General features: G+C 71.7%; 16 protein-coding genes and 1 pseudogene. 7 read left to right on the top strand and 10 right to left on the bottom strand.

The window, feature by feature from the left end; all coding sequences use genetic code 11:
- Positions 1-13: 13 nt before the first annotated feature.
- A complete protein-coding gene (locus ACYVMZ_RS31465) occupies positions 14-787 on the top strand; it encodes a DUF72 domain-containing protein (protein WP_461085692.1) in 774 nt (257 codons plus the stop codon).
- Positions 788-1,363: 576 nt separating this feature from the next.
- Here ACYVMZ_RS31465 and ACYVMZ_RS31460 read toward each other — a convergent pair.
- Positions 1,364-1,732 carry a GntR family transcriptional regulator gene (locus tag ACYVMZ_RS31460; RefSeq protein WP_461085691.1) on the bottom strand — a complete coding sequence of 123 codons (369 nt, stop codon included), beginning with the start codon at positions 1,730-1,732 and terminating at the stop codon, positions 1,364-1,366.
- A gap of 160 nt (positions 1,733-1,892) precedes the next feature.
- Here ACYVMZ_RS31460 and ACYVMZ_RS31455 point away from each other — a divergent pair, with 160 nt between their 5' ends.
- Both ACYVMZ_RS31455 and ACYVMZ_RS31450 read left to right on the top strand, forming a co-directional pair.
- Positions 1,893-2,822, top strand: coding sequence for a GNAT family N-acetyltransferase (locus tag ACYVMZ_RS31455; RefSeq protein ID WP_461085689.1), 930 nt, complete (start codon positions 1,893-1,895; stop codon positions 2,820-2,822).
- Positions 2,803-3,303: a ribonuclease FAU-1 family protein gene (locus ACYVMZ_RS31450; protein ID WP_461085687.1), complete on the top strand. Its 501-nt coding sequence runs from the start codon at positions 2,803-2,805 to the stop codon at positions 3,301-3,303. The genes ACYVMZ_RS31455 and ACYVMZ_RS31450 overlap by 20 nt, the downstream gene beginning before the upstream one ends.
- 61 nt (positions 3,304-3,364) lie before the next feature.
- Here ACYVMZ_RS31450 and ACYVMZ_RS31445 read toward each other — a convergent pair whose 3' ends face one another.
- Positions 3,365-4,006, bottom strand: a complete 642-nt coding sequence (locus tag ACYVMZ_RS31445; protein WP_461085685.1) for a class I SAM-dependent methyltransferase — start codon at positions 4,004-4,006, stop codon at positions 3,365-3,367.
- A 139-nt stretch (positions 4,007-4,145) separates the two neighbouring features.
- Here ACYVMZ_RS31445 and ACYVMZ_RS31440 point away from each other — a divergent pair, with 139 nt between their 5' ends.
- Complete coding sequence (locus ACYVMZ_RS31440) at positions 4,146-4,280, top strand: hypothetical protein (RefSeq protein WP_461085683.1); 135 nt, start codon at positions 4,146-4,148, stop codon at positions 4,278-4,280.
- Positions 4,281-4,294: 14 nt separating this feature from the next.
- On the opposite strand, the gene ACYVMZ_RS31435 is transcribed toward ACYVMZ_RS31440, so the two are convergent.
- The gene (locus tag ACYVMZ_RS31435) at positions 4,295-4,744 is read right to left on the bottom strand and encodes a GNAT family N-acetyltransferase (protein ID WP_461085681.1); all 450 of its coding nucleotides are present in this window, start codon (positions 4,742-4,744) and stop codon (positions 4,295-4,297) included.
- 189 nt (positions 4,745-4,933) lie between these two features.
- Between ACYVMZ_RS31435 and ACYVMZ_RS31430 the strand changes: the two genes are divergently transcribed.
- Positions 4,934-5,866, top strand: coding sequence for a lytic polysaccharide monooxygenase auxiliary activity family 9 protein (locus ACYVMZ_RS31430; RefSeq protein WP_461085679.1), 933 nt, complete (start codon positions 4,934-4,936; stop codon positions 5,864-5,866).
- Positions 5,867-6,045: 179 nt separating this feature from the next.
- Here ACYVMZ_RS31430 and ACYVMZ_RS31425 read toward each other — a convergent pair whose 3' ends face one another.
- Positions 6,046-6,492, bottom strand: a complete 447-nt coding sequence (locus ACYVMZ_RS31425) for a MarR family winged helix-turn-helix transcriptional regulator (RefSeq protein WP_461085677.1) — start codon at positions 6,490-6,492, stop codon at positions 6,046-6,048.
- An 87-nt stretch (positions 6,493-6,579) separates the two neighbouring features.
- Between ACYVMZ_RS31425 and ACYVMZ_RS31420 the strand changes: the two genes are divergently transcribed.
- Complete coding sequence (locus tag ACYVMZ_RS31420; RefSeq protein ID WP_461085675.1) at positions 6,580-6,954, top strand: cupin domain-containing protein; 375 nt, start codon at positions 6,580-6,582, stop codon at positions 6,952-6,954.
- 17 nt (positions 6,955-6,971) lie between these two features.
- Here the strand turns inward: ACYVMZ_RS31420 and ACYVMZ_RS31415 are convergent, their stop codons facing one another.
- From ACYVMZ_RS31415 to ACYVMZ_RS31395, 5 genes and pseudogenes are all read right to left on the bottom strand, one after another.
- The gene (locus ACYVMZ_RS31415; RefSeq protein ID WP_461085673.1) at positions 6,972-7,946 is read right to left on the bottom strand and encodes a DNA polymerase Y family protein; all 975 of its coding nucleotides are present in this window, start codon (positions 7,944-7,946) and stop codon (positions 6,972-6,974) included.
- Entirely contained in the window at positions 7,943-11,359 is a 3,417-nt protein-coding gene (locus ACYVMZ_RS31410) for a DNA polymerase III subunit alpha (protein WP_461085671.1), read from the bottom strand. The genes ACYVMZ_RS31415 and ACYVMZ_RS31410 overlap by 4 nt, the downstream gene beginning before the upstream one ends.
- A gap of 490 nt (positions 11,360-11,849) precedes the next feature.
- The gene (locus tag ACYVMZ_RS31405) at positions 11,850-12,932 is read right to left on the bottom strand and encodes a S1 family peptidase (protein WP_461085669.1); all 1,083 of its coding nucleotides are present in this window, start codon (positions 12,930-12,932) and stop codon (positions 11,850-11,852) included.
- 413 nt (positions 12,933-13,345) lie between these two features.
- Positions 13,346-14,251 (bottom strand): S1 family peptidase, encoded by a 906-nt coding sequence (locus ACYVMZ_RS31400; protein WP_461085666.1) that lies wholly within the window; start codon positions 14,249-14,251, stop codon positions 13,346-13,348.
- A gap of 406 nt (positions 14,252-14,657) precedes the next feature.
- Positions 14,658-15,876, bottom strand: a pseudogene (locus ACYVMZ_RS31395) (DUF5685 family protein).
- A gap of 291 nt (positions 15,877-16,167) precedes the next feature.
- Here ACYVMZ_RS31395 and ACYVMZ_RS31390 point away from each other — a divergent pair.
- Positions 16,168-16,605 carry a cell division protein SepF gene (locus ACYVMZ_RS31390; RefSeq protein WP_461085664.1) on the top strand — a complete coding sequence of 146 codons (438 nt, stop codon included), beginning with the start codon at positions 16,168-16,170 and terminating at the stop codon, positions 16,603-16,605.
- 37 nt (positions 16,606-16,642) lie between these two features.
- Here the strand turns inward: ACYVMZ_RS31390 and ACYVMZ_RS31385 are convergent, their stop codons facing one another.
- A complete protein-coding gene (locus ACYVMZ_RS31385; protein WP_461085662.1) occupies positions 16,643-17,833 on the bottom strand; it encodes an acyl-CoA dehydrogenase family protein in 1,191 nt (396 codons plus the stop codon).
- Positions 17,834-17,890: the final 57 nt, after the last annotated feature.

The following is a 17,890-nucleotide window of genomic DNA, read 5'->3' as shown; positions in this document are numbered from 1 at the left end:
CTTTGATGGGGATATGACCCTGTTCGTCGGAACGTCCGGGTGGCAGTACAAGGACTGGCGTGACGTCCTGTACCCGGCCGGGCTGCCGATGCGGCTCTGGCTGGAGGAGTACGCGGCGGGCTTCGCCACGGTCGAGAGCAACAACGCCTTCTACCGGCTGCCGGCGCGCGAGACCTTCGAGGACTGGCGGAGCCGGGTGCCCGAGGACTTCGTCGTCGCGGTCAAGGCGAGCCGTTACTTGACCCACATCAAGCGGCTGCGGGATCCCGAGGAACCGGTGCACCGCCTGATGAGCCACGCGGCCGGGCTGGGCGACCGCCTCGGCCCGGTCCTGCTCCAGCTGCCGCCCACCCTGCGCGCCGACCCCGGTCTGCTGGCCGCCTGCCTCGCCTGCTTCCCGGCGTCGACCCGGGTCGCGGTCGAACCACGCCACGACTCCTGGTGGACACCGCAGGTCCGCGAGGTGCTCGCCTCCCGGGGCGCCGCCCTGTGCTGGGCCGACGTCCTGGCCCGCCCCGTGACCCCGCTGTGGCGCACCACCGACTGGGGGTACGTCCGCTTCCACCAGGGCCGCGCCCACCCGTGGCCGCACTACGGCCGGCAGTCCCTGGCCACCTGGGCCCACCGCATCGCCGCCACCTGGTCCGACGCCGAGGACGTGTACGCGTACTTCAACAACGACCCGAACGCGGCGGCGGTGGGCGACGCGAGGGCCTTCGCCCAGATGGCGCGAGCGGCGGGACTGACGGTGACCCGCACGCCGCGTCAGCTGTCGAGGACCGGCTGAGAGACTGCTCCGCTTCAGCGGTCCGGGATCGGCCGAGGACTCCTGCACGTCGGCTGCCCCGGCCGGCCGAGGACTCCTGCGCGCCGACTGCCCCGGCCGGCCGAGGACTCCTGCGCGCCGACTGCCCCGGCCGAGGACTACTCCGCGTCAGCCGCTCCGGTCGGCCGAGGACGCCTACACGCCACCGCCCCGGTCGCCGAGGACCACTCTCCGCTAGCAGCCCCGCTCGGCCGAGGACTCCTAAAGCCAGCAGCCTCGATCAGCCGAGGACTTCTACACACCAACCGCCCCGATCAGCCGAAGACCACTCCCCGCCGGCCGCTCCGACCGGCCGAAGACCCCTCCCCGCCAACCACCCCAGTCGGCCGGGGACTGCTCCCCGTCAGCCGCCCCGACCGACCGGGGGCCCCTACACGCCAGCCACCCCGACCAACCGAAAACCACGCCCCGCCAACCACCCCAGTCGGCCGGGGACTGCTCCCCGTCAGCCGCCCCGACCGACCGAGGACTCCTACACGCCAACCACCCCGACCAACCGAAAACCACGCCCCACCAACCACCTCAGTCGGCCGAGGACTACTCCCCGTAAGCCGCCCGCAGGGCATCCCGCACGGCCACCAGTGCATCGTCCTCCGTGAGCCCGAGCCGCCGGACCCGCTCGGCGTACCCCTGGGCCGCCGACGCCGCCTCACGCTGCGCCGCCGAGCCCGCGGCGGCCACGAACGTCCCGTGCCGCCCCCGCGTCTCGATCACGCCGTCCGCCTCCAGCGCCCGGTACGCCTTGGCGACCGTGTTCGCGGCGAGGCCCAGCGACTCGGCCAGCCCCCGCACGGTCGGCAGCCGGTACCCCACCGGCAGCGTCCCCGACCGCGCCTGCTCGGAGATCTGCGCCCGCACCTGCTCGTAGGGCGGGGCGCTGTCGTCGATGTGGATCTTCAAGGTCACAGGGCGATTGTCCCGTACCCGCGGGCGGCACACCCGCCGAAGCCTCGCGGAAAGCCCGACGGACTCCTGCGGAAAGCCCACCGGAGTCCTACGGAAAGCCCGCCAAAGCCCCCGGAAAATGAGAGGCATGCCGGGTGCGCACCCGCGTAGCGTGCGTCTCATGACCGTCATCGTGCGCGACCTGCGTCCGGAAGTACGGGCCGACGCCGAAGGGTTCTCCCTCGTGCGCCGCCTCGCCCTTCCCTACCTGCTGTCCACCCCCGAATCCGTGGTGCACCACCTGACGCACTCCCACCCGGACGCCCACTTCGAGCAGCTGATCGCCGAGGAGGACGGCGAGATCATCGGCACGGCCCAGAGCAGCGTCGCCCATGACAGCCCCGAGCCCGGCCAGGGCTCCGCCAACATCTACGTACGCCCCGACCGGACACGGCGCGGCGCCGGTTCGCTCCTGCTGCGCACCGCCGAGGAGCGCCTGGCCGCCCGGGGCGTCAGGAAGCTCTTCGCCTGGGTCCTGGACGAGCCGCGCAACCGCGCCTTCGCCGAGCGGCACGGTTACCGGGCCAGCCGCTCGGCCTACTTCCTGCGCCTGGACCTGGCGAACGGCACACTGCCGCCCCGGCAGGACCCGCCGCCGGGCGTCGAGCTGCGCACGGCCGCCGACTTCGCGGACGACCCGCGCCCGCTGTTCGAACTGGACGCGGTGACGTCGTCGGACGAACCGAGCGACATCGACGTCGAGTTCACCGACTACGAGGCCTGGATCGAGGAGAACTGGAAACACCCCCTCCTCGACCTCGTCCTCACCTCGGTCGCGGTGGTCGACGGCCGCCCCGCCGCCTTCACCGTGGCCCACACCGACGGCGGCACCCGCTACGGCACGGCCATGACCGGCACCGCCCGCGCCTTCCGCGGCCGGGGCCTGGCCAAACTCGCCAAGAACGACTCTTTGCACCGCGCCCGCGCCGCCGGGTACACGGAGGCGTTCACCGGCAACGACACGGGCAACGAACCGATGATCGCGATCAACAAGTGGTTCGGGTACGAGGTGTGCGCGACGGAGGTGCGGTATGTCCGCGAACTCGGATGACCGGACGGACCGGGTGGACGTCGTCCTCGTCAAGGCGGGCCGTACGAAGATCCGTTACCCCGCGGAGCTGCTCCACGACGACGGCAGCCGCATCACCGTCCGCGCCCCCTGGGCGGGCGAGGGCGTACGCGACTTCGGCTTCGTCCGCTTCGAACCCGGGGACGTCTTCACGGAGCACTACTGGCGCGATCGCTGGTACGCGGTGAAGGAGGTCCGCGCCGCTTCGGGCCTCGTCAAGGGCTGGTACTGCGACATCACGCGCCCGGCCGTGTGCTCCGGCCCGGAGCTGGTCGTCGAGGACCTCGACCTGGACCTGTGGCGCTCGGCGGACGGCGCGGACGTACGACGCCTGGACGAGGACGAGTTCGCCGCGAGCGGCCTCGCACGAACGGACCCGGAGGCGGCGTCCGCCGCCCTGGCCGCGCTCGACGAACTGGAGACACTGGCCCGCGAGAGCGGTTTCGGCGCGCTGTTGTCCTAGGCGGAGTCCCGTCACGCCGCTGTCGCCAGGGCCTCATCGCGGCGCTGTCACCCGTGCGGGCTCACTCGGTCACCGCCACCACCGCATACCGCTCGTCGTCCACCTCCCTGCCCCACAGCAGCGGATCGTCCGACAGCCGCTCCACGCGTATGTGCCCGGTGAGCGGGGCGAGGAGGGCGGTGAGCCGGTCCGCCGGTATGCCGGACGGGCTGACCGTGCCCCACACGCCCTCGACCAGCACGAGGCGCCCTCCCGGCCGGAGCAGGCCCCGCCAGTGCCGTAGGGCGCGGCCCGGGTCGGGCAGCGTCCACAGGACGTGCCGTACGAGGACGACGTCGAAGCGCTGCTCGCCGACCGGCGGTGCCGCCGCGTCACCGAGCAGGAACACGGCGTCACGGCCGGCCGACTTCTCCCGGGCGAGGGCCACCATGGCCGGGGAGAGGTCGACGCCGGTCACGCGGTGTCCCTGCTCGGCCGCGAGGAGCGACAGGCTGCCGGTGCCGCAGCCGAGGTCGAGGAGGTCGCTCGCCCGCGCGGGCAGCCAGGAGCGCAGCCGGCCGGCCCAGGCCCGGCGCACCGCCGGGTCGCGCAGCCCGTGGTCCGGCTCGTCGTCGAAGGCGGCGGCCTGGGCATCCCAGTCGACGTGCCGGCCGACGTCCCGGTCCGCGTCTGCCGAGGTCGTGCGGTCACTGCCGTTCGTCATGCGTCCCAGAGTGACACCTGCCACTGACAACCGAATCGTGACAGCCGCCACTGACAGACCACCAGCGATGAGGAACTCTCCCCCGAAAGGTCTACCTCCGTGAGAACACGGAACCCGGTGGACCCTGAAGGAGGCAGCCATGCGCCGTATGACCGTGCAGAAGCCCCTGAAGAAGACGGATGCCCGCCGGGTCCGGGAGGAAGCCGACGAGCGCCCCGCCGGGCGCCCGGAAGTCCGCAAGGACATCGCCCGCACCTGGTGGCCGGACGCCTGACCCCATGAGGCGGGTCAGTTCAGCCGCTTGCGGTAATGGACGCGGTCGTACGGGCCGTCCCCGCGACGCTCCACGACCTCGTAGCCGAACTTCGGATAGATCTTCTGGTTCTCCCACATCAGCGCGTTCGTGTAGAGCCTGACCTCGGGCAGCCCCAGCGCACGCGCGCGTGCGTCCACGAACTCCAGCAGCCGTCGCCCCACTCCCCTGCCGTGTGCATCGGGGTGGACGGCGATGCTGTCGAGGAACAGATGGTCCTCGAACGCCTCGATCACGACGAGGCCGATGACGGGGTCACCCGTCACGAACACCTTTCCCGCGGCCACGTTCGCCGCGTGGTCCGCCTCCATGGGCACGGGAACCACCCCGATGCGTTCGATGTAGTGGTGGTACGCGGCATCGGTGACGGCCTTCACGGTCGGCACGTCGGCGGCGACCGCGGGCCGGATCTCGTCGTCTGTCATGCCGGAACGGTAGCTACCTGATCGCAGCCTGAGCACTCCCTTAAGAGGACCCTAAGGATCTCAATCACCCGCCTTCAGCAGGCGATTTCCCGGTGCGTCGGGGCTAGCTTCGGATCACCCCACGGGATGCGCGCCCGGGACTTGTGCCCGGGATTCGCCCTTTCACGAACCGTTTCGAGGAGTTCCCGCATGCCCGCACGCCGCAAGGTCGCCACCGTCGCCGCCCTCGGCCTGACCCCGCTCGCCGTCACCGCGCTGAACGCCGCGCCGGCGACCGCGCACGGCTCGATGGGCGACCCGGTCAGCCGGGTCTCGCAGTGTTACGCCGAGGGCCCGGAGAGCCCGAAGTCGGCCGCGTGCAAGGCGGCGGTGGCGGCCGGCGGCACCCAGGCGCTCTACGACTGGAACGGCATCCGCATCGGCGACGCCAACGGCCGCCACCAGGAGCTCATTCCGGACGGCAGGCTGTGCAGCGCGGGCAACGAGCAGTTCAAGGGGCTCGACCTGGCCCGCGCCGACTGGCCGGCGACGAGCGTCAAGAGGGGCTCGTACACCTTCAAGTACCGCGTGACCGCCCCGCACAAGGTCACGTTCACGGTGTACCTCACCAAGCCCGGCTACGACCCGTCCAAGCCGCTGGCCTGGAGCGACCTGGACCTCGCGCACCCGGTGGCGACGGCCACCGACCCGGCCGCCTCGGGCGGCTTGTACACCTTCACCGGCACCCTCCCGGAGCGCTCCGGCAGGCAACTGCTGTACGCGGTCTGGCAGCGCTCGGACAGCCCGGAGGCGTTCTACTCCTGCTCGGACGTCACCTTCGGGACAACCGGAAGCAGCGGTCCGGCGGACAACGGCCCCGCCGCGGCCCCGTCCGCCTCCGCGCCCACCGGGGAACAGATCGAGGACGGTGCCGACAAGTCGACGATCGAGCACAACGGCCACGGCGACAACGACGCCCGTACGTCGGCGGAGCCGGCCGCGGCCACCGCCAAGGACGTCAGTGAGCCCAAGGCCGACCGGTCCGAGGGCGACCAGCCCCTTCCCCACCAGCCCGAGGCGGCCGGCGCCGCGCGGAACCTCGCCGAGACCGGCGGCGCAGCGGCACCCCCTACCTCGCGGTAGGCGGCGCGGCGGCGCTGGCGCTCGGGTCGGCGGCCCTGTTCCTGTCGGTCCGGCGCCGCGCGGCGGTCGGCGGCCGGCACGGCCGCTGAGCCACCCGGCTCCGGGGCCTGTCCGGCGGCTCAGGCCGGACAGGCCCCGAAGCACTGCCTCAGCCGACCGCCGAGGCGCCTCGCATTCCCTCACCAGGCAGGCCGAATCGGACCGCCGGGCGCGATACGCAGCAATTGGCCCCACAAAGCGCGCACTTCTCCCTCCCCCAGCACCCCGACCCACGCCCGCACAGCGTCGGCGGCCGCTTCTTCCGCGGCCCTCGTACAGGCCCATCCCCGCTCGGTCAGCACGACCAGCCGGGCCCGCGCGTCGGCGGGGTGCGGCCGCCGTTCGGCGTATCCCTTGCGCACGATCTCGTCGACGAGTTGACTCGCCGCCTGCTTGGTCACACCGAGGTGGGCGGCGAGATCGGTGACCGTCGCCCCGTCCGGGGCGAGCCGCGCGAAGGCGAAGCCGTGCGCGGGCCGAAGCCCCTCGAAACCACGGGCGAGCACGCCGTCATGGATGCGCTGGGTGAGCTCACCGGCGACGGCGAGGAGGGCGGCGGACAGGGACATGGCCTCGGAGTTCTCCACGCGGGCATTGAACACCCTTGACGGATCGGTCAGGCAGGTTGACCATTACGGGAATATAGTCAAGCAACTTGACCACCTGGAGCAGTCATGCCCGTCGTCCGCTCATCCGAAGCCGTCGTCCACGAGATGCACGGCGCCCGCTTCGTCTCGTACGCCACCGCGCTGACCGGCAGCAAGGAGCTGTGCGCCTGGCGCGGCGAAATACCCGCCGGCACCAAGGCCCCCGCGCACACCGTCACCAAGGAGGAGATCTTCCACTTGCTCGACGGCGAACTGCTCATCACCCTCGACGGCGAGACCCACCGCGTCACGGCGGGCGACACCGTGATCATCAACCCCGGCACCACCCTGGCCGTCGAGAACCCGGCCGACCGGACCGCCGTCTCCTGGGTCACCACCTCCCTCGGCCTGGAGGCGGAGCTGGCCGACGGGACGCGGATCGTGCCGCCGTGGGCCGGCTGACGCCCGTACGAGAGGAGTCACGCGGCCAGTGAGCCCGGGAACACCGCCCGCGGCCCGAACTTGGCCCGCGCGCGGTCCGCGACCTCCTCGATACGGCGGACCTTCTCGTCCACGGGGTCGAAGGTGAGCTGGTGGGAGGCCTCCTCGGCGGGGGCGAGACCCTCGGCGCGCAGGGCGATCGCACGGACCCGGGCGCGTTGCAGGCCGAGTGCCTCGTACATGCCGTACGCCGCCTCGGTGAGCGCGCGCGAATGCGCCGTCGGTTCCCGCAGGGTGCGGCTGCGGGTCGTGGCGGAGCGGTCGGCGTAGCGCACGGTGAGGGTGAGCGTGCGGCAGACCTTGTCCAGGGCGCGCAGCCGGGCGCCCAGTTCCTCGGCGGCCGCGAGCAGTGCGCGGCGGTGCCGGTCGGGGTCCAGCTCGTCGCGGTGGAAGGGGCGTTCGGCGGCCAGTGAGCGCGCCACCTCGTTCGGGACGACCCGGCCGCGGTCGATGCCGTTCGCCTTCTCGTGCAGTTCGCGGCCGGCCTTCGCGCCGACCAGCCGCTGCAGCGTGGACAGCGGGGCGGCGGCGACCCGGCCGAGGGTGTCGAGGCCGTACTCGCCCAGCGTACGGGCGGTCGAGGCGCCGACGCCGGGCAGCGCGGCGACGGGCTTGTCGGCGAGGAACGCGGCGATGGCATCCGGCTCGTCGGGCACCGCGCGGGTCACACCGGGCACGGCGTCGCTCAGCGCCATGCGGGCCAGCATCGGCCCGGGCCCGGCGCCGATCGCGCAGTCGACCCCGTACAGCGCGAGCGAGCGCACCCGGATCAGCGAGGCCAGCTCCACGGCGTCGCGCCCGAAGTACCGCTCGGCGCCTCCGACGTCGGCCAGCGCCCCGTCCGGTGGCAGGGCCTGGACGACGGGCGTGAACTCCTCCAGCATGCCGAGCAGGTGAGGCAGGGCGGCCTCGAACATCTCAGGCAGCTGGAAACGTACGCAGAGGATGGTCATCCCGCACTCCCCGGACTCTGGTGCCACAACTTCCGTACCTTCGCGGGCTCTTCGCCCGCCGGGCGCAGATCGGCCCACGGATGCATCTGGTATCCGGTGGGCAGCTGGATGCGTCGGCCTCCCGTCGCATCGCCGTCCCCGCCCTCGGGCAGCGGCTCGGCCAGCCGTGCCGCCACCGCGTCGAGGCCGTGCTCGACACGCAGCTCGACCAGCTCGGCGAGGTTCCAGGCGGCGGAGCCCACCACGCTGAGGCTGCGCGGGCCGCGGCGCTGCACCACCCCGCGCACCAGCAGCAGCCAGGAGTGGAAGACGGTGTGGGCGCAGGCGTCGTGGGAGTCGTCGAAGAAGGCCAGGTCGACCAGGCCCGTGCCGTCGTCCAGCGTGGTGAAGATGACCCGCTTGCCGGACCGGATCGGCGGGGTCTGGGTGGCCGCCTTGGCGCCCGCGACCAGCACCGCCTCCCCGTGCCGCGCCTCACGCAGCCGCCGTGCCGACACCACGCCCAGCTCGTCGAGGAAGGCGCGGTAGTCGTCCATCAGGTTGCGCGAGGCGTCCATGGACAGCACGCCCAGCTCGGCGCTGAGCCGCTCCGCCGAGGTGAGGTCGGGCAGCCCGGCCGGGGCCGTCTTCCGCCCCCCGGCCAGCGGCAGTTGACCGCCTCCCGCGCCCCGGGCGCCCCGGTGCAGCTCGGCCAGGTGCAGTTGCAGGTCACGGCGGTTGGCACCGAACGCGTCCAATGCCCCCACCTGCGCGAGCCGCTGCGCCAGGGGACGGCTGGGCCGGGCCCGCTCCCAGAAGTCGAGCAGCGAGGCGTACGGCTGCCCGTCCGCGATCCGCTTCGCCTCGGCCTCGCTGATGTTGTGCACGTCGGAGAGGGCCAGCCGCAGACCCCACACACCCTCAGATTCAGACACCAGTTCGATCCTGTGTGCGACCCCCGACTTGTTCACGTCCAACGGCAGGATCGGCACCCCGCGCCGCCGCGCGTCCGCCAGCAGCAGCCGCTTGGGGTACATGCCGGGGTCGTGCGTGAGCAGCCCCGCGTAGAAGGCGGCCGGGTGATGCGCCTTCAGCCACGCCGACTGGTACGTCGGTACGGCGAAGGCGACCGCGTGCGCCTTGCAGAAGCCGTACGACCCGAAGGCCTCGACGATCTCCCATGTCCGCCGAATCGTTTCCGCGTCGTAGCCCCGGGCCGCCGCGTGCTGCGCGAACCACACCTTGATCCGCCCCTGCGACTCCGGGTCGGACAGCCCGCGTCGCACCCGGTCCGCCTCGCCGCGCCCGCAGCCGGTCATGATGGCCACGATGTCGATGATCTGCTCGTGGAAGACGACGACCCCGTACGTGTCCCGCAGCGGCTCCTCCAGATCCGGGTGCGGATAACGGATGGGCGCCCGCCCGTGCCGCGCCTCGATGAACGGCCGCACCATGTCGGCGGCGACCGGACCGGGCCGGAAGAGCGAGATGTCGACGACGAGATCGTGGAAGGTGGCCGGCTGCAGCCGCCCGACCAGGTCCCGCTGCCCCGGCGACTCGATCTGGAAGCAGCCGAGCGTCTCGGTGGACCGGATCAGCCGGTACGTCGCCGGATCGCCGGGCGGCAGCGCGTCCAGGTCGACCCGCTCACCCGTGACCCGCTCCACCTCCGCGACCGCGTGCGCCATCGCCGACTGCATCCGCACCCCCAGCACGTCGAGCTTGAGCAGCCCGAGGTCCTCCACGTCGTCCTTGTCGAACTGCGACATGGGGAACCCCTCACCGCTGGTCGGCATGACCGGCGTACGGGCGAGGAGCGAGGCGTCGGAGAGCAGCACCCCGCACGGGTGCATGGCGACCCCGCGCGGCAGGGCGTCGAGGGCCTCGACCAGCTCCCACAGCCTGCCGTACTTGTCCTTCTCCCCCGCCAGTCGACGCAGCTCAGGCAGTTCCTCCAGCGCCGCGCGGGCGTCACGGGCACGGATGTGCGGGAAGGACTTGGCGATGCGGTCGATGTCGGCCGGGTCCATGGACAGCGCGGCACCGACGTCACGGATCGCGTGCCGCACCCGGTACGTCTCCGGCATCGCGACCGTGGCGACCCGCTCGGTGCCGAACCGGCCGATGATCGCGCGGTAGACCTCCAGACGGCGCGCGGACTCCACGTCGATGTCGATGTCGGGCAGCACGACGCGCTCCTTCGACAGGAAGCGCTCCATCAGCAGCCCGTGCTCGATCGGATCGGCGTGCGCGATGCCGAGGAGATGGTTGACGAGCGAGCCCGCGCCGGAGCCACGAGCGGCGACCCGGATACCCATCTCCCTTACGTCATCGACGACTTGAGCGACGGTCAGGAAGTAGGAGGCGAAGCCGTGGTGGGCGATGATGTCCAGCTCGTGGTGCATCCGCTCCCAGTACTCCCGCCGCCGGTCGTATCCGTGCAGCACCATGCCCGCCGCCGCCCGGGAGGCGAGCGCCCGCTGGGCGGTGCGGCGGCCGGCACCGACGAGGTGCGGCTCGGGAAAGTGGACGGTGCCGATACCGAGGTCGTCCTCGGGGTCGACGACACATTCGGAAGCGGTCACCTGGGTCTGCTCCAGCAGACGCAGGGCGGCCTCCCGCCGGAAGCCCGCGGCCTCGACGATCCGCTCGGCCGCGTGCAGCATGGCGCCCGCGTCCTTGAGCCAGGCCTCACCCGAGTCCAGCTCCTTGGTCGGGTCGATGGGCACGAGACGGCGGGCGGCGTCCAGGACGTCGGCGACCGGGCCCAGGCCGGGGTCGGCGTACCGGACGGCGTTGCTGAGCACCGGCCGGACGCGCTGCTCGGCGGCGAAGCCGACGGTACGGGCGGCCAGGCGCAGGGAGCCGGGCCCGGTGCCGTTGCGGCCGTGCCAGACGGCCTCCAACCGCAGGGCATCGCCGTACGCCTCCCGCCAGGGGCCGAGGAGCTTCGCGGCCCGGTCGGGGCGTCCGGCGGCCAGCGCCCGGCCGACGTCGGAGTCGGGGCCGAGCAGGACGGTCAGGCCGTCACCACGGTTGTCGGTCCAGGGCAGCAGGGGTGTTCCCTCGCCCGCGTGCGCCGCCGTGACGAGCCGGCACAGCTCGGCCCAGCCGCGGGCGCCGTCCCGGGCGAGGAAGGTCACGCGGGGCGTGGACTCGTCGACGAAGGCACCGCCGCGCACAGGGGTGCGACGCCTCTCCTTCCGTACGGGCTCGGGCCCCGCCACCGCCAGCTCCGCGCCGAACAACGGACGGACGCCCGCCTTCGCACAGGCCTTGGCGAAGCGGACCGTACCGGCGAGGGTGTCGCGATCGGTGAGGGCCAGGGCGTCCATGCCCCGCTCGGAGGCACGCTCGGCCAGCCGCTCCGGATGCGAGGCCCCGTACCGCAGGGAGAACCCGGAGACGGTGTGCAGATGCGTGAATCCCGGCACACGCACCTCCCGCACTCGTGAGCCCCACCGAACTCTCGAACGTATGTTCCCAGCTACCTCACCCCCACCATAGACCAATTTTCGAATGAGCGTGCGACATCCGTTCGGCCCCACCTCACCTGCACAAACACCTGGTCACGCGACCGCGGGGACATGACACAGACCACCGGCGCCGACCCTCCCCGGGGCTCGTTCCTCGGCAAACCGAGGGACGCCGTCACCCCGACCCGAAGCCCAAAGACGTGCCCTTCGGGGTCGTGGCTCCGCGGGCAGCGGCCGAGCAGGTGGTGACCGGCTGGAGCGGCTGCCCGGCTCACCGCTGGACCCGCGCGCGGTGCCCGACGCGCACCCGCAGCCGCCCACGCACGGAAGGGGACGTGTCGGGGGGTGTCCGCCCGCAGCGGCCGGCGGAACCGGGAGCCACAACGCGAAAGCCCCGCCCCTCACACGAGGGGCGGGACTTCGCGGAAGCCGTACTGCGGGAAGGACGTCAGCCGATCTGCGTCCCGGTGGCCGACAGCGCCTCCGTCACCGGCTGGAAGAAGGTCTCGCCACCCGAGGAGCAGTCACCACTGCCCCCGGACGTGAGGCCGATCGCGCTGCTGCCGGAGAACAGCGAACCGCCACTGTCACCGGGCTCGGCGCAGACGTCGGTCTGGATCAGCCCGTTGACGATGTCGCCGTTGCCGTAGTTCACGGTGGCGTCCAGACCGGTGACCGTCCCGGAGTGCACCTGGGTCGTGGAGCCGCTGCGAGTGACCTTCATGCCGACGGTGGCCTCGGCCGCACCCGTGATCTTCTGCGTCGAACCGTTGTAGAGGTTCACCTCACTCGGGTGCGCCACATCGGCGGTGTACTTGACCAGGCCGTAGTCGTCCCCCGGGAAACTGGACACCTCGTTCGTGCCGATCCGGTTGCCGCTGGAGTCCGACCAGGTGGAGACGGACTCGGTGCAGTGACCGGCGGTCAGGAAGTAGGGCTCGCCGCCCTTGACCACGTTGAAGCCGAGCGAGCAGCGCCCGCTGCCGTCGGTGATCGCGTCGCCGCCCGCGATGAAGGGCTTGAACTCCCCCTTCGTCCTCTTGAGTTCGGCCGTGGAGCCGAGCCCGTCGACGACCTCGGTCAGCTTGGCCCACTCGGCCTTGGAGACCGTGCGGTCGGCGGTGACGACGACCTTGTTGGTCGTCGGGTCGGTCACCCAGGAGGTGCCCGGAATGGTCGCCTCCTCCTTGAGCGTCGTACGCGCGCTCTTCAGCTCGGCGAGGGAGTTCTCGACGAGTCTGGCCTTGGCGCCGGCCTCCTCGACGGCCTGGGCGGCGGTCTCGTCGAGCACGTTGACGACGAGGGCCTTGGCCGTGGCGTCGTAGTACGTGCCGGCCGCGTCGGCGCCGAGGTCCTCGGCGAGCGTCGAGGCGAGCTTTCCGGCCGCCGTGACCGACAGGGTCTCGGGCGCGGAGGCCTTCGGGGTCTCGCTGGCGTTCGCACTCTGGAAGGTGACTCCCACGGCGACCAGTGCGGCGATGCCCGCACCTGCCACGGCTGCACGCCGCTTGGGTATGCGTCGGTGCTTCAACTCACGTCCTCCTGTGGGGGGTCAGCCCGGAGGTTGTGGGGACCTCACGAACCGGAAGGCTGGTTGACGAGCGCTCACTCTTCCGAACCCCACAGGGAGCACACAAGGTCGACTTCAGGACGCGCGTAGAACAACTGCCGTGCGCCCCTTATGCCGTGAGCTGCCTTGACTGTCCACGGCCACTCCCCGTCTCTTCGCACCGCAAACACTACGGGCGAGTAACACATGCGCACACCGTGAGGTCTAGTCCTGACTTGTTTCCGCCCCTGCGGGGTCCGGGTCCACAGGGGGGCGAGGGACCCGAGTTGTTCCTGAACCGGCTGCGGGGAGACTGCAAAAGGGAAGCCCCCGCACGTGGTGCGTGCGGGGGCTGAGCTGCTGCCGGCCTGCCGACCGGGGGCCGAGGTCCTGCCCTAGTAGACGTTGACGCCGTAGGCGCTCAGGGCCTCCGTGACGGGCTGGAAGAAGGTCGTGCCGCCGGAGGAGCAGTTGCCGCTGCCGCCGGAGGTCAGGCCGTAGGCGGTGCCGTTGCTGCCGTAGAGCGGGCCGCCGGAGTCGCCGGGCTCGGCGCAGACGTTGGTCTGGATCAGGCCGGAGACGACGTCGCCGCCGCCGTAGTTGACGGTCGCGTTGAGGGCGGTGACCCGGCCGCTGTGGGTGCCGGTGGTGGAGCCGTCGCGGATGACGGTGGTGCCCACGGCCGGGGTGGCCGCGCGGGTGATGTCCACGCCGTTGGCGGTGCCGGGCCTGCTGACGGACCCGCTGTACCGCACGATGCCGTAGTCGTTGCCCGGGAAGCTGGAGCCCGCGGTCGAACCGATGACCGTGGTGCGGCCGGAGTTGGAGTACCAGGTGCCCGCGCCGTCGGTGCAGTGACCGGCGGTCAGGAAGTACTGGACACCGCTGCTGTTCTGGACGTTGAAGCCGAGGGAGCAGCGCCAGCTGCTCGCGTAGATGGCGTCGCCGCCCTGGATCAGCTTGGTGAACTTACCGGGGGTGCGCTTGATGGTGAGCGCGTCGGCGTTGGCGCCGGCCTGCTGCTTGATCTTGGCGATCTCGGCCTGGGAGACGGTGCTGTCGACGGTGACGAGCACGCGGTTGGTCTTGCTGTCGACGGCCCAGGCGGTGCCCGGGATGTCGGCCTTCAGCACCGACGCACCGGCGCTCTTGAGCTCGGCGGAGCTGAAGGTGCTGGGGGTGTCGGCCGCGTTCGCGCTGGGGATCGCGATCGCGGCTGCGGCCACGAGGCCGGTGGATACGGCGATCAGCCGGGTCCGTCTCGTGATGCCGCTGCGGGGGGTGGTGCGCTTGATCCTCACTTTGCTTTCCTCCGAAGGGGAAGTCGGGGGCCCTCGTGGGGTTCGGGCCCGTGAGGCGCAGCCAGGGGAATCGGCCATCCGGATTCCGAACACGCCGTGCCCCTGACAAGCGCTGAGGGGGAGTATTCGGCCGAACGGACGGTCGGCGCAAGGGTGCCTTTTGGCCGTCAACCTTTGAACCATCTGTGCGGCTTGCTCCCTGACCCCGCCTCAGGCGTGCGCTCCTGCCCGCCCCGCCCAGCGCAAAGGTGAGCTCACCACCGAGCCGAAGGCCCCGCTCCCGAAACGCCCGCCGGGTCACCGACCCCGCCACATCCCGGGGATGTCCGGAATTCGACCCTCCGGATCGCGCGGAGCGGGCAGGGGCGACCCTCCAGCCGGGCGGGCGGCCGAGCCTGACGGCTCCTCAGCAGCCGCAGTCGCAGCCGTCGCACCCGCAGCCCTCACAGCACTTGCCGCAGCAGTCACAGCAGCTGCCGCAGTCGCCGCACCCGCTGCAGTCGCAGTTGGTGCAGAGCGATTCCTTCCGGTCCCGGGTCCAGGGGTCCTCGTACGTGCCGCAGCACAGCTGGCACGTGCAGGCCAGCCCGAGCCACACGGCGCACCCCGCGATCAGTCCGCGCGCCGGTCGCGGTGCGGCGGCTCCGGGGGCGGCGGGGCACCGGGGCCGCCGGGCCCGGGCGGTGCGTACGGGCCCGCGCCGTGCGCACCGTGTGCCCCGTGTCCGTGTGCCCCGTGTGCGCAGGAGACGGTGCCGAAGGCGCGGTCGACGGAGTTCGACAGCTCGTGCACGAGCAGCCGGTGCGCCAGCCTGCCGTCGGTGAACTCGGCCTCCCGCAACGCCAGCCGTATCCCGTGCACGGCATCGTCGACGAGCCGCCGGGCCTCCGTGAGCGAGGTGCCGGTGGCGGATGGGGGTCCCCCCTGCTCGAGCGAAGCCGAGAGCTTGGAGGAGGGTTCCAGGCGCCCGAGGCGGCGTCGGCCTCCCGGTCCTGCACGGCGTCCAGGAGGTGTGCGAGCCGACCGAAGAGCCGCCCGGCCTCGGCGAGCGGTTCGGCATTCCCCGGCCTTCCGGCGAGGACCGCGGTGTGCGCGAAGGCCGCGGCGGTCGCGGTCTCGGTGGGTTCGGTGACCGTCAGGATCGGCGTCCCGGGCCCGGCGAGCGCCTCGACACCGGCCTGCCGGTCCACGGCGTCGACGAGGACCGCGGTGTCGAAGCCGACGTCGGAGCCGGTCCGCGCGCCCGCCCGGTCCCAGCGCGCGGCGAGCGCCACCGGCCGGCGGGCCAGCAGCCCGTCCCCGTCGGCGACGTGGTCGCGCACCTTGGCCGAGGCGAGCACCGGCGACACGGCCGCCGCGAGCCGCGCACTTTCACCGTGCGCGACGGACGCGGTACGCATCCCGCGCAACGGACACGGCCGGCCGTCCGCCGCCCTCCGCCACCGCCGCGTTCGGCCTGAGCCTCCGTCAAAACGGATATGAGAAGCCCGTCATAGTTCATGACGATGCGCGCGAGCTGCCCGGGTCCCCGCGCAACGCCAGGCAGAGACCGCACAAATGCGCCATCCACTGGGCCGTGAGCCTCTCACCGAGCCGTGCCGGCAGGGCCTGACCATTCCGAACACGACACTTCCCCCGTGGTGCGTACGACGTTGAGCCGCCGCATCGTATCGGCCACCGCGTTCACCCGTACGCACCGCCCATCACCCGTACGCAGCGAAGAATCATATTTCACTCCCAGTCAGTAGCCGTTTACCGCAAGACCCTTGGGAAACATGGACTCTCGACGGATTCGCTGTGCACCAGTACCGTCACAAACCCCCCGCGCGGCGTCTATCCACTTGGCGCACCGTCCGCATCATGGATGACCATAGGGATGCGGAAAGCACGAAAGACCGCTGTGAGAGGAGGCGTCCATGGGATCGGTACGCAAGGCAAGTGCCTGGCTTGGCCTCGTCGACGACAACGAAGACGAGCGTTACTACGACGACGACTACTCCGACGGGACCGAGCCCGGGGAAGCCTGGGTCACCGATCCGCGGGTCAAGGTGGCCTCGGACGTCGCCGAGGAGAAGGGCCGCCGCATCGGCACGGTCACCCCGGACAGCTTCCGGGACGCACGTGCCATCGGCGAGATGTTCCGGGAAGGGGTCCCGGTCATCATGAACCTCACGGCCATGGAGCCCGGCGACGCCAAGCGCGTGGTCGACTTCGCGGCCGGGCTGATCTTCGGCCTGCGCGGTTCCATCGAGCGCGTGTCCAACCGCGTGTTCCTGCTGAGCCCGGCCGACACGGAGGTCGTCAGCGGGGAACCGGCCGCGCACCGCACGGACGGCTTCTTCAACCAGAGCTGAGGCAGGGCCGCTCACCGGCCCCGCCCTGCCGCGGGGTCTACCGGAACGCGTCGAGTCCGGTGAGCGCCTTGCCCAGCACGAGCTGGTGCATTTCGACGGTGCCCTCATAGGTGAGCACCGATTCCAGGTTGGTCGCGTGCCGCATCACGGGATACTCGAGGGAAATCCCGTTGGCCCCGAGGATGGTACGGGCCGTACGGCAGATCTCGATCGCCTCGCGTACGTTGTTGAGCTTGCCGAAGCTGACCTGCTCGGGACGCAGGCGGCCGGCGTCCATACGCCGCCCCAGGTGATGGGCGAGCAGAATCCCCTTGTGCAGTTCGACCGCCATGTCGGCGAGTTTGGCCTGCGTCAGCTGGAAACCCCCGATGGGCCGCCCGAACTGCTCCCGCGACTTCGCGTAGTCGAGCGCCGCCTCGAAACAGCTCCGCGCCGCGCCCATGGCACCCCAGACGATCCCGTACCGGGCGTGCGACAGACAGCTGAGCGGTCCCCGCAGCCCGGTCACCTCCGGCAGGGCGGCATCGGCCGGCAGCCGTACGTCGTCCAGCACGAGCTCACTGGTGACGGAGGCCCGCAACGACCACTTGTGCCTGATCTCGGGCGCGGAGAACCCGGCGCTGTCGGTCGGCACGACGAACCCGCGGATCCCGTCGTCGGTCTGCGCCCACACGACGGCGACACCGGCGACGGACCCGTTGGTGATCCACATCTTCCGCCCGTTGAGGACCCAGTCGGAGCCGTCCTTCTTGGCGTACGTCCGCATCGAGGCGGGGTCGGAGCCGTGGTCGGGCTCGGTCAGCCCGAAGCACCCGATGACCTCACCGGCGGCCATCCGCGGCAGCCACGCCTGCTTCTGCTCCTCGCTCCCGAACCGGTGAATCGCGTACATGGCGAGGGAGCCCTGCACGGAGACCAGGGACCGGATCCCGGAGTCGGCGGCCTCCAGCTCCAGACAGGCCAGCCCGTACTGCACAGCACTGGCCCCGGCACACCCGTACCCGCTGAGCGACATCCCGAGCGCGCCGATACGGCCGAGCTCGCGGGCGAGTTCCCGTACACCGGGCAGCTCCCCCTGCTCGTACCACTCCGCGACGTACGGCAGCACCCGGTCCGCGGCCCAGGCCCGCACGGTGTCCCGGACGGCGAGGTCCTCCGGCTCCAGCAGGTCGTCGATGCCGAGGGGGTCGGCGGGGTCGAAGGGGGGCAACTTCGCGGACGCGGACATGGGACACCCTCCGGGACACTCAAAACTAGCGCTGCTAGTCACGACTCCGGCCGACGT

It is taken from the genome of Streptomyces deserti (assembly GCF_054782695.1).
Note: the sequence above shows the minus strand (reverse complement) of the source record. Positions and strands in the feature narration are given on the sequence as shown.